The sequence below is a fragment of the Oceanibaculum sp. genome (assembly GCF_022449305.1).
GTDB classification, from domain to species: domain Bacteria; phylum Pseudomonadota; class Alphaproteobacteria; order Oceanibaculales; family Oceanibaculaceae; genus Oceanibaculum; species Oceanibaculum indicum.
This window is the reverse complement of sequence record NZ_JAKUSO010000010.1, coordinates 40934-52978: the sequence shown is the minus strand read 5'-3', so window position 1 is coordinate 52978 and position 12045 is coordinate 40934. Positions and strand designations below refer to the sequence as shown.

Annotated in this window: 14 protein-coding genes and 1 tRNA gene; 13 read left to right on the top strand and 2 right to left on the bottom strand. The window is 65.1% G+C overall.

The genetic code is table 11. The annotated features are described in order from the left end of the window. Positions 1-2: 2 nt before the first annotated feature. Together MK313_RS05430 and MK313_RS05425 are read left to right on the top strand one after the other, a co-directional pair. Positions 3-794 carry an enoyl-CoA hydratase/isomerase family protein gene (locus MK313_RS05430; protein WP_287780384.1) on the top strand — a complete coding sequence of 264 codons (792 nt, stop codon included), beginning with the start codon at positions 3-5 and terminating at the stop codon, positions 792-794. A gap of 8 nt (positions 795-802) precedes the next feature. Beyond that, on the top strand, positions 803-1213 hold the full coding sequence (locus MK313_RS05425) for a Crp/Fnr family transcriptional regulator (protein ID WP_287780383.1): 411 nt from the start codon (positions 803-805) through the stop codon (positions 1211-1213). Positions 1214-1404: 191 nt separating this feature from the next. Here MK313_RS05425 and MK313_RS05420 read toward each other — a convergent pair whose 3' ends face one another. Next, positions 1405-1575 (bottom strand): hypothetical protein, encoded by a 171-nt coding sequence (locus MK313_RS05420; protein WP_156816276.1) that lies wholly within the window; start codon positions 1573-1575, stop codon positions 1405-1407. A gap of 89 nt (positions 1576-1664) precedes the next feature. Here MK313_RS05420 and MK313_RS05415 point away from each other — a divergent pair, with 89 nt between their 5' ends. After that, entirely contained in the window at positions 1665-2906 is a 1242-nt protein-coding gene (locus MK313_RS05415) for a cysteine desulfurase-like protein (RefSeq protein ID WP_287780382.1), read from the top strand. Here the strand turns inward: MK313_RS05415 and lipB are convergent. Continuing rightward, positions 2903-3604: a lipoyl(octanoyl) transferase LipB gene (lipB, locus tag MK313_RS05410; protein ID WP_287780381.1), complete on the bottom strand. Its 702-nt coding sequence runs from the start codon at positions 3602-3604 to the stop codon at positions 2903-2905. The two genes, MK313_RS05415 and lipB, sit on opposite strands and share 4 nt — an antisense overlap. 154 nt (positions 3605-3758) lie before the next feature. Here lipB and MK313_RS05405 point away from each other — a divergent pair. The 10 genes from MK313_RS05405 to MK313_RS05360 all read left to right on the top strand — a co-directional run bounded on the left by MK313_RS05405 (position 3759) and on the right by MK313_RS05360 (position 11947). Continuing rightward, positions 3759-3845: transfer RNA gene (locus MK313_RS05405), tRNA-Leu, on the top strand. An 84-nt stretch (positions 3846-3929) separates the two neighbouring features. Then, positions 3930-6218 carry an NADP-dependent malic enzyme gene (locus MK313_RS05400; protein WP_287780380.1) on the top strand — a complete coding sequence of 763 codons (2289 nt, stop codon included), beginning with the start codon at positions 3930-3932 and terminating at the stop codon, positions 6216-6218. A gap of 100 nt (positions 6219-6318) precedes the next feature. Then, entirely contained in the window at positions 6319-7989 is a 1671-nt protein-coding gene (gene mgtE, locus MK313_RS05395) for a magnesium transporter (RefSeq protein WP_287780379.1), read from the top strand. 68 nt (positions 7990-8057) lie between these two features. Beyond that, entirely contained in the window at positions 8058-8261 is a 204-nt protein-coding gene (locus MK313_RS05390; protein WP_287780378.1) for a type II toxin-antitoxin system VapB family antitoxin, read from the top strand. Next, entirely contained in the window at positions 8258-8647 is a 390-nt protein-coding gene (locus tag MK313_RS05385; RefSeq protein WP_287780377.1) for a PIN domain nuclease, read from the top strand. The genes MK313_RS05390 and MK313_RS05385 overlap by 4 nt, the downstream gene beginning before the upstream one ends. 35 nt (positions 8648-8682) lie before the next feature. Beyond that, a complete protein-coding gene (locus tag MK313_RS05380; protein ID WP_287780376.1) occupies positions 8683-9063 on the top strand; it encodes a MerR family transcriptional regulator in 381 nt (126 codons plus the stop codon). A 57-nt stretch (positions 9064-9120) separates the two neighbouring features. Beyond that, positions 9121-9576: a PaaI family thioesterase gene (locus tag MK313_RS05375; protein ID WP_008944883.1), complete on the top strand. Its 456-nt coding sequence runs from the start codon at positions 9121-9123 to the stop codon at positions 9574-9576. 77 nt (positions 9577-9653) lie between these two features. Further along, positions 9654-10829 (top strand): isovaleryl-CoA dehydrogenase, encoded by a 1176-nt coding sequence (locus MK313_RS05370; RefSeq protein ID WP_287780375.1) that lies wholly within the window; start codon positions 9654-9656, stop codon positions 10827-10829. A gap of 8 nt (positions 10830-10837) precedes the next feature. Next, positions 10838-11233 carry a RidA family protein gene (locus MK313_RS05365; RefSeq protein ID WP_008944885.1) on the top strand — a complete coding sequence of 132 codons (396 nt, stop codon included), beginning with the start codon at positions 10838-10840 and terminating at the stop codon, positions 11231-11233. Between the two features lie 36 nt (positions 11234-11269). Beyond that, positions 11270-11947 (top strand): SDR family oxidoreductase, encoded by a 678-nt coding sequence (locus tag MK313_RS05360; RefSeq protein ID WP_008944886.1) that lies wholly within the window; start codon positions 11270-11272, stop codon positions 11945-11947. Positions 11948-12045: the final 98 nt, after the last annotated feature.

Below are 12045 nucleotides of genomic sequence, written 5' to 3'. Positions count from 1 at the left end.
CCATGTCCACCGCAACCGATCCGGTCGTCCTGCTGGACCGCGACGGCGCCGTCGCCACCATCACGCTGAACCGGGCGGACAAGCTGAACGCGCTGAACCGGGCGATGTGGATCGGCGTACGCGATGCCTTCCATGAGGTTTCGGCGGACCCGTCCGTGCGCTGCGTCGTGCTGACCGGGGCGGGGGAGCGCGCCTTCTGCCCCGGCGCCGATATCTCGGAGTTCGAGACGGCGCGCGCCAGCGCCGCGCAGGCCGCCGAGTACGGCAAGCTGATGGATGGGGCGATGGAGGCGATTGCTGACTGCCCGCATCCGGTGGTGGTGAAGGTGAAGGGCATCTGCGTCGGCGGCGGGCTGGAGATCGCGTGCCTTGCCGACATGCGCATCTGCCAGGAAAGCAGCCGCTTCGGCGTGCCGGTGAACAAGCTGGGCCTGACCATGGGCTATAGCGAGATCGCCGCGCTGATCGGCCTGGTCGGCAAGACCAACGCACTGGAAATCCTCTATGAGGCGCGGGTGTTCGGCGCGGCGGAGGCGAAGGAGAAGGGGCTGGTGAACCGGGTCGTGCCGGATGCCGAGATCGATGCGACGGTAGCCGAGAGCGTTTCCCGCATTGTCGCCGGCGCGCCGCTGGTCAACCGCTGGCACAAGAAGTTCGCCCGCCGGCTGGAGCAGGCCGCGCCGCTGACCGAGGCGGAGATCGCGGAAGGCTATGCCGCTTTCGACACGCAGGATTTCCAGACCGGCTACAAGGCCTTCCTGGCCAAGGCCACGCCGGACTTCGAGGGCCGCTAGGAGCCGCCATGGACGCCTTCGAGGGCCACAGCTTCTCCAAGGGCACGGTCATCGTGCATGAGGGCACGCGCGCCGATGCCGCCTATGTGGTGGAGAAGGGCTCGGTCGTGGTGTTCCGCACGGTGAATGGCCGCGAGTTGATGATCGCCCGGCTGGAGACGGGGGCCATCTTCGGCGAAATGGCCCTGATCGAGCGGCGCAAGCACAAGGCCAGCGTGCGCGCCGCCGAGGATTGCATCTGCGCCGTGGTCACCGAGAAGGTGTTCTGGAAGCTGCTGGAGGATGCCAACCCCTTCATCCGCGCGCTGGTGCTGACGCTGGTGAAGAGCCTGGGCGCCACCACCAGCCAGGCCATCGGCCTGCAATCCATGCTGGGCATGGGCATCGGCCCGGATACGGACGAGCGTGGGCGGGGATAGGGAGCAGGTCGCCCTATGCTTCGAGACGGGCCTCCAAGTGCCTTGGCGGCCCTCCTCAGCATGAGGTCACCAGGAGGCACCGTCAGAGGCTGAAAAGAGTTTGGGGCGCGGGCGTTATTCCAACCATGCCCTCGCCCTGAGGAGCCCCTTTCAGCGGGCGTCTCGAAGGGCATCGGGGGAGGAACAGAACCTCACCCCAGGAACAGCAGGTAGCCGCCGACCAGCACGCCGCCCAGCGCGATCCAGATGATCGCATCCTTCCAGAAATCGGATTTCAGGCGCCGGCGGTAATAGAAGGCCGGCGCCAGAAAGGCCAGCAGCAGGGTCAGATAGACCAGCCGCATCCAGTCATGTTCGCTCATGCCGCCCCGTCGATTGACTTTGCCTGCATCCGGTCCCTAGCTTGCCTGATGAAGCCGCAAAGGCATAGCACTTGAACCGGGAGCCGCACTTGACCCCCCTCGACCTCGATTTCGTCCGCCGCCAGTTTCCCAGCTTTTCCGACCCCGAGGCCGGCCCCTGGGCCTTCTTCGAAAATGCCGGCGGCTCCTATGTGCCGCAGGCGGTGGTGGACCGGATGAGCCGCTATCTCTCCACCATGCGGGTGCAGCATGGCGCGGAATATGATCTGTCGCGCCGCGCCACCCAGGCGGTGGCCGCGGCGGCGGACCTGATGGCGGAATGGGTGAACGCAAGGTCGGACGAGATCGTCATCGGCCCGTCGGCGACGCAGCTGACCTATGTGCTGGCGCAGGCGATGCGCGGCTGGTTCGGCCCCGGTGACGAGATCATCGTCACCAACCAGGATCATGAATGCAATGTCGGCGCCTGGCGAAGGCTGGCGGCGGCGAGTGGAGCGACGATCCGGGAATGGCGTATTGACCCGGAGACGGGCGAGCTGGAACTGCCGGCCCTGCAGGCGCTTCTGAACGGGAAGACCCGGCTGGTCTGCGTCACCCATTGCTCCAACATCGTCGGCACCATCAACGACATCCCGGCGATTGCCCGGATGGTGCATGAGGCCGGCGCGCTGATCTTCGTCGATGGTGTCGCCTATGCGCCGCACCGGGCGCTGGACATGAAGGCGCTCGATGTCGATTTCTACGTCTTCAGCCTCTACAAGACCTACGGCCCGCATCAGGCGCTGCTCTATGGCCGGCATGAGCTGCTGGCGAAGGCGGAGAACCAGAATCATGATTTCATCGCCGGCAGCGTGCCCTATCACCTGGCGCCGGGCGGCAAGAACCAGCCGGACGTGGCGGCGCTGGCCGGCATCGCCGATTACCTGGACGCCGTTCATGCGCATCATTTCCCGGCATCGGAGAACAGCTTCCAGAAGCGCTCAGCCGCCGTGTTCGATCTGTTTGCCGGGCAGGAGGAGGCGCTGGCCGCGCGGCTGCTGGACTATCTGACCGCGCGGAAGGATATCCGGGTGATCGGCCAGCGCACTGCCGATCCGGCAAGGCGCGCGCCGACCATCAGCTTCACGGTGGAGGGCAAGTCCTCGCTTGAAGTCACGCGCGGCCTGCTACCGCACAAGATCGCCGCGCGGAACGGAAATTTCTACGCGCCGCGCTGCGTCGAGGCGCTGGGGCTGGACCGCGAGGACGGCGTCGTCCGGGTCAGCATGGTGCATTACAACACGGCGGATGAGGTGGACCGGCTGATCCGCGCGCTGGACGGTGCCGCCTAGGCTTTCTGGCAGAGCTTCGTGTCGGCGCCGAACACCTCGTCGAAGGTATCGCGCAGGGCAACGTCCAGATCTTCCATCGTCACCGGCAGGCCCAGATCGACCAGGCTGGTGACGCCATGTTGGGCGATGCCGCAGGGCACGATGCCCTGGAAGTGCGACAGCTCCGGCTCGACATTGATCGACAGGCCGTGGAAAGTCACCCAGTGCCGCACGCGCACGCCGATGGCGGCGATCTTGTCCTCGCGCATCGGCAGGCCCAGATCGTGCCGCACGACCCAGATGCCGACGCGTCCCTCGCGGCGCTCACCGGTCACGTTGAAGCGGGCGAGCGCACGGATCACCCATTCCTCCAGCGCGTGAACATAGCAGCGCACATCCGGATTGCGCTGCTTCAGGTCCAGCATGGCATAGACGATGCGCTGGCCCGGCCCGTGATAGGTGTACTGGCCGCCGCGCCCGGCCTCATAGACCGGGAAACGGTCGGGTTCCAGCAGGTCTTCCCGCCGGGCGCTGGTGCCGGCGGTATAGAGCGGCGGGTGCTCCAGCAGCCACAGCAGCTCCGGCGCGCTGCCCTCGCGGATCGCCTTCACGCGGACATCCATTTCGGCCAGCGCCTCGGGATAGGCAACCGGCAGGTCGCTGACGCGCCATTCCGGGGTGGCAATCTGGGAAGCAGTGGAGAGCGAGCCGTCGGGCACGGGGCACCTATCGGACGGAAAAACATGGGTTCGGGGCGAACGCGCCTTGCGGTGCCCCTCGGGATTTGGTATGTCCGCGCGCACCGTTTGGCAAGGCTTGCTTTCCCGGCGGCGTTGACATTACCTCAAAGGCGGAAACGCCTTTCTTAGATATGCGGTCGTGGCGGAATTGGTAGACGCGCAGCGTTGAGGTCGCTGTCCGAGAAATCGGGTGGAAGTTCGAGTCTTCTCGACCGCACCATTTTTGGTAAGAAACGGCCCGCCGGACCTTCCGCGGGCCTTTTTCTTGGCTATGATCCAGGCGGACCAGACATCGGGGAACAGAATGGCCGACGATTTCAGCGAAGCCGCGCTCGACTATCACCGCAATCCGGTACCGGGGAAGATCCAGGTCACCTCGACCAAGCCGGTGGCGACGGCGCGCGACCTTGCGCTGGCCTATACGCCGGGCGTGGCGGTAGCCTGCAATGCCATCGTGGACGATCCGGAGGAGGCCTTCAGCCTGACCGCGCGCGGCAACCTCGTCGGCGTCGTCACCAACGGCACGGCGGTGCTGGGGCTGGGCGCCATCGGACCGCTGGCCTCCAAGCCGGTGATGGAAGGCAAGGGCGTGCTGTTCAAGAAGTTCGCCGGCATCGATGTGTTCGATATCGAGATCGACGAGCTGGATGTTGACAAGCTGGTGGACATCATCGCCAGCCTGGAGCCGACCTTCGGCGGCATCAACCTTGAGGACATCAAGGCGCCGGAGTGCTTCGAGGTGGAGCGCCGGCTGCGCGAGCGCATGAAGATTCCGGTCTTCCATGACGACCAGCACGGCACCGCCATCATCGTTGCCGCCGCCGTGTTCAACGGGCTGCGCGTGGTCGGCAAGAAGTTCGAGGATGTGAAGCTGGTCACCTCCGGCGCTGGTGCGGCGGCGCTGGCCTGCGTCGATCTGCTGGTCCATATGGGCGTGCGGCGGGAGAATGTGACGCTGACCGACATCGTCGGCGTGGTCCATGAAGGCCGCAACGAACTGATGGACAAGTACAAGGCACGCTATGCCCAGGCGACCGACGCGCGCACGCTTGCCGAGGTGATCGAGGGCGCCGACGTGTTCCTCGGCCTCTCCGCGCCGCGCGTGCTGAAGCCGGAGATGGTGGCGAAGATGGCCGACCGGCCGATCATCATGGCGCTGGCCAACCCGACGCCGGAGATCATGCCGGACGAGGTGAAGGCGGTCCGCCCCGATGCCATCATGGCGACCGGGCGCAGCGACTTCCCGAACCAGGTGAACAACGTCCTGTGCTTCCCCTTCATCTTCCGGGGCGCGCTGGATGTCGGCGCCACGGTCATCAATGAGGAGATGAAGATCGCCTGCGCGAAGGCCATCGCCGACCTCGCCATGGCGGAGCCGTCGGACGTTGTGGCCGCCGCCTACAGCGACCAGGAGCTGGTGTTCGGTGCGGACTACATCATCCCCAAACCGTTCGATCCGCGCCTGATCGTGGAGATTGCCCCAGCCGTTGCCAAGGCGGCGATGGAATCCGGCGTGGCGCGGCGCCCGATCCCGGATTTCGAGGCCTACCGGCAAAAGCTGACGCAGTTCGTCTTCCGCTCCGGTCTTGCCATGAAGCCGGTGTTCGACCGGGCGCGCGAGAATCCGAAGCGCGTCGTCTTCGCGGAGGGCGAGGATGAGCGCGTGCTGCGCGCCGCCCAGCAGATGATCGAGGACAAGATCGGCCATCCGATCCTGATCGCGCGGCCGGAAGTGCTGGAGACCCGCATCAAGCGCATGGGGCTGAAGCTGGTGCCGGGCGAGAATGTCGAGGTGGTGAACCCGCAGAGCGACCCGCGCTATCCCGATTACTGGAAGCTCTACCACCAGATCATGGAGCGCAAGGGCGTCTCGCCGGACTATGCCCGCACCGTGGTGCGCACGCGCCAGACCGTCATTGCCACGCTGATGCTGAAGCGCGGCGAAGCGGATGCCATGATCTGCGGCACGGTTGGCCGCTATGACGACCATCTGCGCCACATCACCGACCTGATCGGCAAGGCCGACGGCGTGCGCCAGATGTCGGCGCTGAACATGCTGATCCTCTCCAAGGGTGTCTATTTCCTGGCCGATACCTATGTAACGCCGGACCCGACCGCCGAGGAGATCGCCGAACTGGCCGTGCTGGCCGCCGCCGAGGTGCGCCGCTTCGGCATCGAGCCGAAGGTGGCGCTGCTCTCCCATTCCAGCTTCGGCAGCCACCAGACCGATTCGGCGATCAAGATGCGCGAGGCGTTGCAGCTGCTGATGCGGATGGCGCCCGGCCTGGAGGTCGAGGGCGAGATGCATGGCGATGCCGCCGTCTCCGAGGCGATCCGCAGCCGCATCTTCCCGAATTCGCGGTTGCAGGGCGCGGCCAATCTTTTCATCCTGCCGACCCTTGATGCGGCCAACATCTCCTTCAACTTGCTGAAGGTACTGGGCGAGGGTCTGTCGGTCGGGCCGATCCTGCTGGGGTCTGCCCTGCCGGCGCATATCCTGACCCCCTCGGTCACGGTGCGTGGCATCGTGAACATGTCGGCCCTTGCCGTGGTCGATGCCCAGGGGGCCGAGGCGCACGGCGTCTATGTCTGACGGCCCTGCGGTAGATGCACTGACGGGATTGTACTAGAAGCGACACGAACCCAGAGCCGCCCTCAAGAGGGCGAGACCGATCCGGCGCCGGAGGTGGCGAATGACGGAACCCGACCAGAAGCGCGAAGAGCAGCCGGCCGGCCAGTCCGCCGCGCCGGATGTCGATACGCTGGCCGAGACCATGACCGCCGCTGTCCCGCCGCCCGAGGCGGTCCAGCCGCCGCATGAGCCGGAGGACGGCCCGTCCACCCTGTCCGCCGAGGCGACCGACGCCGCGCTGGAAGCCGAGGAGGCGCTGGAAGCGCTTGCCGAGGCAGAGGCGGAAGAGGAAGAGGCCAGGGACGAGACGGTGCCGGGCGGGCAGGCCGCCGAAACTGCCGCCACCGTTCAGGATGAGGCAGCACCACCGACGGTTTCCCTGGAAACGCTGAAGCGCTTTGTGCTGACGCCGAAGCTGGAGCGCAAGGTCGCCAAGGCGATCGACGAGGAGAAGCTGAAGAAGGCCGGCAAGCTGGCCAGGCGCCTGCACGCCGCCGACCTAGCCGACCTTCTGGAGCGGCTGTCCTACGAGCAGCGCGCGATCCTGCTGGAGGTGCTGCGCGAGGGGTTCGACCCGGAAGTCCTGCCCTATCTGGACGAGAATGTCCGCGACGACGTCATCGAAATTCTGGGGCCGGAGGCGGTGGGGCGCGCTATCGCGGAGCTGGATTCCGACGACGCTATTGCCATCATTGAGGATCTGGAAGACGCGGAGAAGCAGGCGATCCTGGAGGCGGTGGAGCCGACCGGCCGCGCCCTGCTGGAGGAAGGCCTCACCTTCCCGGAATATTCTGCCGGCCGCCTGATGCAGCGTGAGCTGGTGGCCGTGCCGTCGCACTGGACGGTCGGCCAGACCATCGACTTCATGCGCACCAACCCGAACCTGCCGGACGATTTCTACGAAATCTTCGTGGTCGATCCGCGCTTCCGCCCCATCGGCCTCGTCTCGCTGGGCAAGCTTCTGCACAACAAGCGGCCCATAAGGCTGCGCGACATCATGTCGGGCGACTTCGTTCGGCTGCAGGCCGAAACCCCGCAGGAGGAGGTGGCCCATCTGTTCCGCCAGTACGGGCTGGTCTCCGCCCCGGTGGTGAATGACAGCGGGCGGCTGCTGGGCCGGGTCACGGTCGATGACGTGGTCGATATCGTCGATGAGGAGGCGGAGGAGGATATCCTGCGCCTGGGCGGCGTGTCCGAATCCGACCTTCAGAGCAATGTGCTGGAAACCACCAAGCAGCGTTTCCTGTGGCTGCTCATCAATCTCGGTACGGCCATCATGGCCTCGGGCGTCATTGCCATCTTCGAGGCGACCATCGCGCAGGTGGTGGCGCTGGCCGTCCTTATGCCCATCGTCGCCTCGATGGGGGGCAATGCCGGCACCCAGACCGTCACCGTCGTGGTGCGCGCGCTCGCCATGCGCGACCTCAGCACCTCCAACGCCTTGCGGGTGATCTGGAAGGAAGCATTGGTCGGCCTGCTGAACGGTGTGCTGTTCGCCGTGCTGATCGGCGCCATAGCCGCCTTCTGGTTCGAACCGCTGATCGGCGCGGTGATCGCCGCCGCCATGGTCATCAACATGCTGGTTGCCGGCCTGTCCGGCGCGCTCATCCCCATCGGCCTAGAGCGGCTGAAGATCGACCCGGCGGTCGCGTCCTCGGTGTTCCTCACCACCGTCACCGATGTGATCGGCTTCTTCGCCTTCCTGGGGCTGGCAGCGGCCTTCGTGCTCTGATGGGCGTGCTTTGCTGTGCCTCGTCTAATGTGTATAATATGAGGTGTTCATACACATAGGGGGCGATCATGCGCACGAATATCGATATAGACGACGCCCTGATGGTGGAGGCCATGGCCGCTGCGGCCTTGCCGACCAAGAAGGCGACCGTGGAGGAAGCGCTGCGCCTGCTGATCCGGCGCAAGAAGCAGCGTGATCTGCTGGCGCTCCGGGGCATGTTGCCGTGGGACGGCGATCTCGACGACAGCCGTTCGGAACGCCGCACCGGATGATTCTGGTCGATAGCTCGGTCTGGATCGACTTCTTCAACGGTCGGCTGACTCCGGCGGTGGAGCGTCTGCGGGCCTATATCGAGACGGACGATATCGCCATCGGCGATCTGATGCTGTGCGAGGTGCTGCAGGGTTTCCGGACCGAGGCGGATGCGCAGCGCGCCGAGCGGGCACTGACGGCGCTGATCGTCCTCGACCTCGTGACGCCGGAGCGGGCAATTCTGGCGGCGGCCCAGTATCGCGGCCTGCGCCGCCGTGGCATCACCATCCGCAAGACCATCGACCTGCTGATCGGTGCCTATTGCATCAGTACCGGTACGCCACTGCTGCAGGATGACCGGGATTTCCTGCCGGTGGCGGAGCATCTGGGCCTTGTTCTGGCATAACTTTACCTATGCGTAAATCTATGCAACGCTGAGGCATGTTTGAGAGCTTCAGTATCGCGCAGCTGGCCGAGGAATTTGGCGTCACCCACCGGGCTATCCGCTTCTATGAGCAGGAAGGGCTGCTGGCACCGGCGCGGCGCGGCAACAGGCGGGTCTATTCCGCTGGCGACCGGGTTCGCCTGAAGCTGATCTTGCGGGGCCGACGGCTCGGCTTTTCTGTTACGGAAATCAAGGAAATCCTCAGCCTCTACGATCCGGAGAGCGGCGAGGGGGCGCAGTTGCGCCATCTGGTCGGCAAGATCCGCGAACGCCGAGCCCTCCTGCGCCGGCAGCGCGACGATATCGATGCCATCCTGGACGAGCTGGACCGGCTGGAGGCCGCCTGCACCGACCGTCTGCTCGATGCCGCCGATTGATTGACGCGCGCGTAAGGCAGGATTACGCTTCCCCAAAAGACACTCAGGGAGGCGTCCATGCAGGTCGCGATCAGCGATCCCGACTATCAGGCGCGGGTCAGGCAGGCCTTCGACGGCCAGCCCTTCATGCATTTCATCGGCGCGGAGATGACGGAACTGTCGCCCGGTGCCTGCGAGATCAGCCTGCCCTGGCGCGCCGACCTGACGCAGCATGACGGCTTCTTCCATGGCGGCGTTGTGGGCGCCATTGCCGACAATGCCTGCGGCTTCGCCAGCTATACGGCAGCGGCGGCGGACCAGTCGATCCTGACGGTGGAATACAAGCTGAACCTGGTCTCGCCGGGCGTTGGCGAGGTGCTGGCGGCGCGCGGTCGTATCGTGAAGCCGGGGCGTCGTCTCGTCATCGCGCAGGCCGATGTCTTCGCGCTGAAGGAAGGCCGGGAGAAGCTGGTCGCCACCTCGCTCAGTACGCTGATGCTGCTGAACCCGTCCGAACGCGGCGAGCGCGCCTGATGGGATGCGCTTGATTTGATGATTAAGGCCGCGTCTCATGGAGGGGCGGGCCGACAAGAGCCAATCCGGGAGGAACCATGAGCATCCCCAATGATCTGCCTGGGCTGAATTTCGACCTGGGCGAGACTGCCGAGATGATGCGCGACCAGGTGCGCGGCTTTGCGGCCGACGAGATTGCTCCGCGCGCCGCCGATATCGACCGCGACAACCAGTTCCCGATGGATCTGTGGCGCAAGATGGGCGACCTCGGCGTGCTGGGTATCACCGTCGGCGAGGAATATGGCGGCGCCGGCATGGGCTATCTGGAACATTGCGTGGCGATGGAGGAAATCTCCCGCGCCTCGGCCTCGGTTGGCCTGAGCTACGGTGCGCATTCAAACCTCTGCGTGAACCAGATACGGCTGAACGGCACGGAGGAGCAGAAGCGCAAATATCTGCCGAAGCTGATCTCTGGCGAGAATGTCGGCGCGCTGGCGATGAGCGAGCCGGGGGCCGGCTCCGATGTGGTTTCGATGCGCACCAAGGCGGAGAAGAAAGGCGACCGCTACATCCTGAATGGCGGCAAGATGTGGATCACCAACGGCCCGGATGCCGATACGCTGGTGGTCTACGCCAAGACCGACCCGGAGAAGGCGCAGCATGGCATCACCGCCTTCCTGATCGAGAAGGGGATGAAGGGCTTCACCACCGCGCAGAAGCTGGACAAGCTGGGCATGCGCGGCTCCAACACCTGCGAGCTGGTGTTCCAGGATTGCGAGGTGCCGGAGGAGAATGTGCTGGGCCAGCTGAATGGCGGCGTGCGCGTGCTGATGAGCGGGCTGGATTACGAGCGCGCGGTGCTGGCCGCCGGGCCGCTTGGTATCATGCAGGCCTGCATGGATGTGGTCGTGCCCTATGTGCATGAACGCAAGCAGTTCGGCAAATCCATCGGCGAATTCCAGCTGATGCAGGGCAAGCTGGCAGACATGTACACGACGATGAATGCCAGCAAGGCCTATGTCTATGCGGTGGCGAAGGCCTGCGACCGCAGCGAGGTCACACGGAAGGATGCGGCGGGCTGCATCCTCTACGCCGCCGAGAAGGCGACCTGGATGGCGCTGGAGGCGATTCAGTGTCTTGGCGGCAACGGCTATATCAACGACTATCCCACCGGCCGGCTGCTGCGCGACGCCAAGCTCTATGAGATCGGGGCGGGCACCTCGGAAATCCGCCGCATGCTGATCGGCCGCGAACTGTTCAACGAAACCCGATAGAGGCCAGCATGACACGCCGCCGCATTTCCTCCGGTTCTAGCTTCGAGAAGCTCTGCTCCTACAGCCGCGCCGTCATCCATGGCGACTGGGTCTATGTCTCGGGCACCACCGGCTTCGACTATGCGAAAATGTCGATCTCCGACGATCTCGTTGAGCAGACCGAGCAGTGCTTCCGCAATATCGACAAGGCGCTGGTCGAGGCCGGCTCCAAGATGGCGGACCTCGTGCGCATCGTCATCTATCTGGGCGATCCGTCCTATTTCGAGACTGTGGCGCCCATCGTCGGCAAATGGTGCGCGGAGTGCCGCCCGGCCAACACCACGGTTGTCGCGCAGTTCATCGATCCCAAAATCAAGATCGAGATCGAGACGACCGCCATCATCCAGCGCCCCGAAGGCGAGTGAACAGGGCGGTCCTACCGGAAACCAGGGGAGAAGATCATGCCGACCGTTCTGATCACCGGCGCCAATCGTGGCATCGGGCTGGAATTCGCCAGGCAGTACGCCGCCGATGGCTGGAAGGTCATCGCCACCGCCCGTGACCCCGGCAAGGCCGGCGAGCTGAAGGCGGTTCCCGGCGTCCAGGTCGAGGCGCTGGAGGTAACCGATGATGCTTCCGTCGCCGCGCTGGCGGCAAAGCTGAAGGGTGTAAAGATTGATGTGCTGCTGAACAATGCCGGCATTTCCGGCCCGCGCGGCTTCGCCATCGGCGAGTGGGACTTCAAGGCGTGGGAGGAGGTGATGGTGGTGAACAGCATCGCCCCGCTGCGTGTTGCTCAGGCCTTTCTGCCGCATGTCGAGGCGTCGGACCGCAAGATCATGGCGTTCATCAGCTCACGCATGGGCTCGATCACGCTGAATGGCGGCGGCAGTGCCTTCTACCGCTCCTCCAAGACGGCGTTGAACATGGCGGTCAGCTGCCTGGCGCTGGAGCTGAAGGATCGCGGCGTCACCTGCGCCGTATTCCATCCGGGCTGGGTGAAGACCGACATGGGCGGTGCCGGGGCGGACATCACCACGGGCGAGAGCGTCACCGGCCTGCGCAAGGTGATCGGCGGTCTGGACATCGGCAAGACCGGCAAGTTCTTCAACTATGACGGGGCCGAATTCCCCTGGTAGGGGAAAGGCCGGTGGGGAGGGCGGCATGCGGTTGAGCGAAGAGCAGCGGATGATCCGCGATATGGCGCGGGATATCGCGCGCCAGAAGATTCTGACCA

Bases quoted from the DNA above. Each gene is read 5' to 3' on its own strand.
- MK313_RS05430 (WP_287780384.1), top strand. From the start codon at position 3: ATGTCCACCGCAACCGATCCGGTCGTCCTGCTGGACCGCGACGGCGCC.
- MK313_RS05425 (WP_287780383.1), top strand. From the start codon at position 803: ATGGACGCCTTCGAGGGCCACAGCTTCTCCAAGGGCACGGTCATCGTG.
- MK313_RS05420 (WP_156816276.1), bottom strand. From the start codon at position 1,575: ATGAGCGAACATGACTGGATGCGGCTGGTCTATCTGACCCTGCTGCTG.
- MK313_RS05400 (WP_287780380.1), top strand. From the start codon at position 3,930: ATGGCCGACGATTTCAGCGAAGCCGCGCTCGACTATCACCGCAATCCG.
- mgtE (WP_287780379.1), top strand. From the start codon at position 6,319: ATGACGGAACCCGACCAGAAGCGCGAAGAGCAGCCGGCCGGCCAGTCC.
- MK313_RS05390 (WP_287780378.1), top strand. From the start codon at position 8,058: ATGCGCACGAATATCGATATAGACGACGCCCTGATGGTGGAGGCCATG.
- MK313_RS05385 (WP_287780377.1), top strand. From the start codon at position 8,258: ATGATTCTGGTCGATAGCTCGGTCTGGATCGACTTCTTCAACGGTCGG.
- MK313_RS05380 (WP_287780376.1), top strand. From the start codon at position 8,683: ATGTTTGAGAGCTTCAGTATCGCGCAGCTGGCCGAGGAATTTGGCGTC.
- MK313_RS05375 (WP_008944883.1), top strand. From the start codon at position 9,121: ATGCAGGTCGCGATCAGCGATCCCGACTATCAGGCGCGGGTCAGGCAG.
- MK313_RS05370 (WP_287780375.1), top strand. From the start codon at position 9,654: ATGAGCATCCCCAATGATCTGCCTGGGCTGAATTTCGACCTGGGCGAG.
- MK313_RS05365 (WP_008944885.1), top strand. From the start codon at position 10,838: ATGACACGCCGCCGCATTTCCTCCGGTTCTAGCTTCGAGAAGCTCTGC.
- MK313_RS05360 (WP_008944886.1), top strand. From the start codon at position 11,270: ATGCCGACCGTTCTGATCACCGGCGCCAATCGTGGCATCGGGCTGGAA.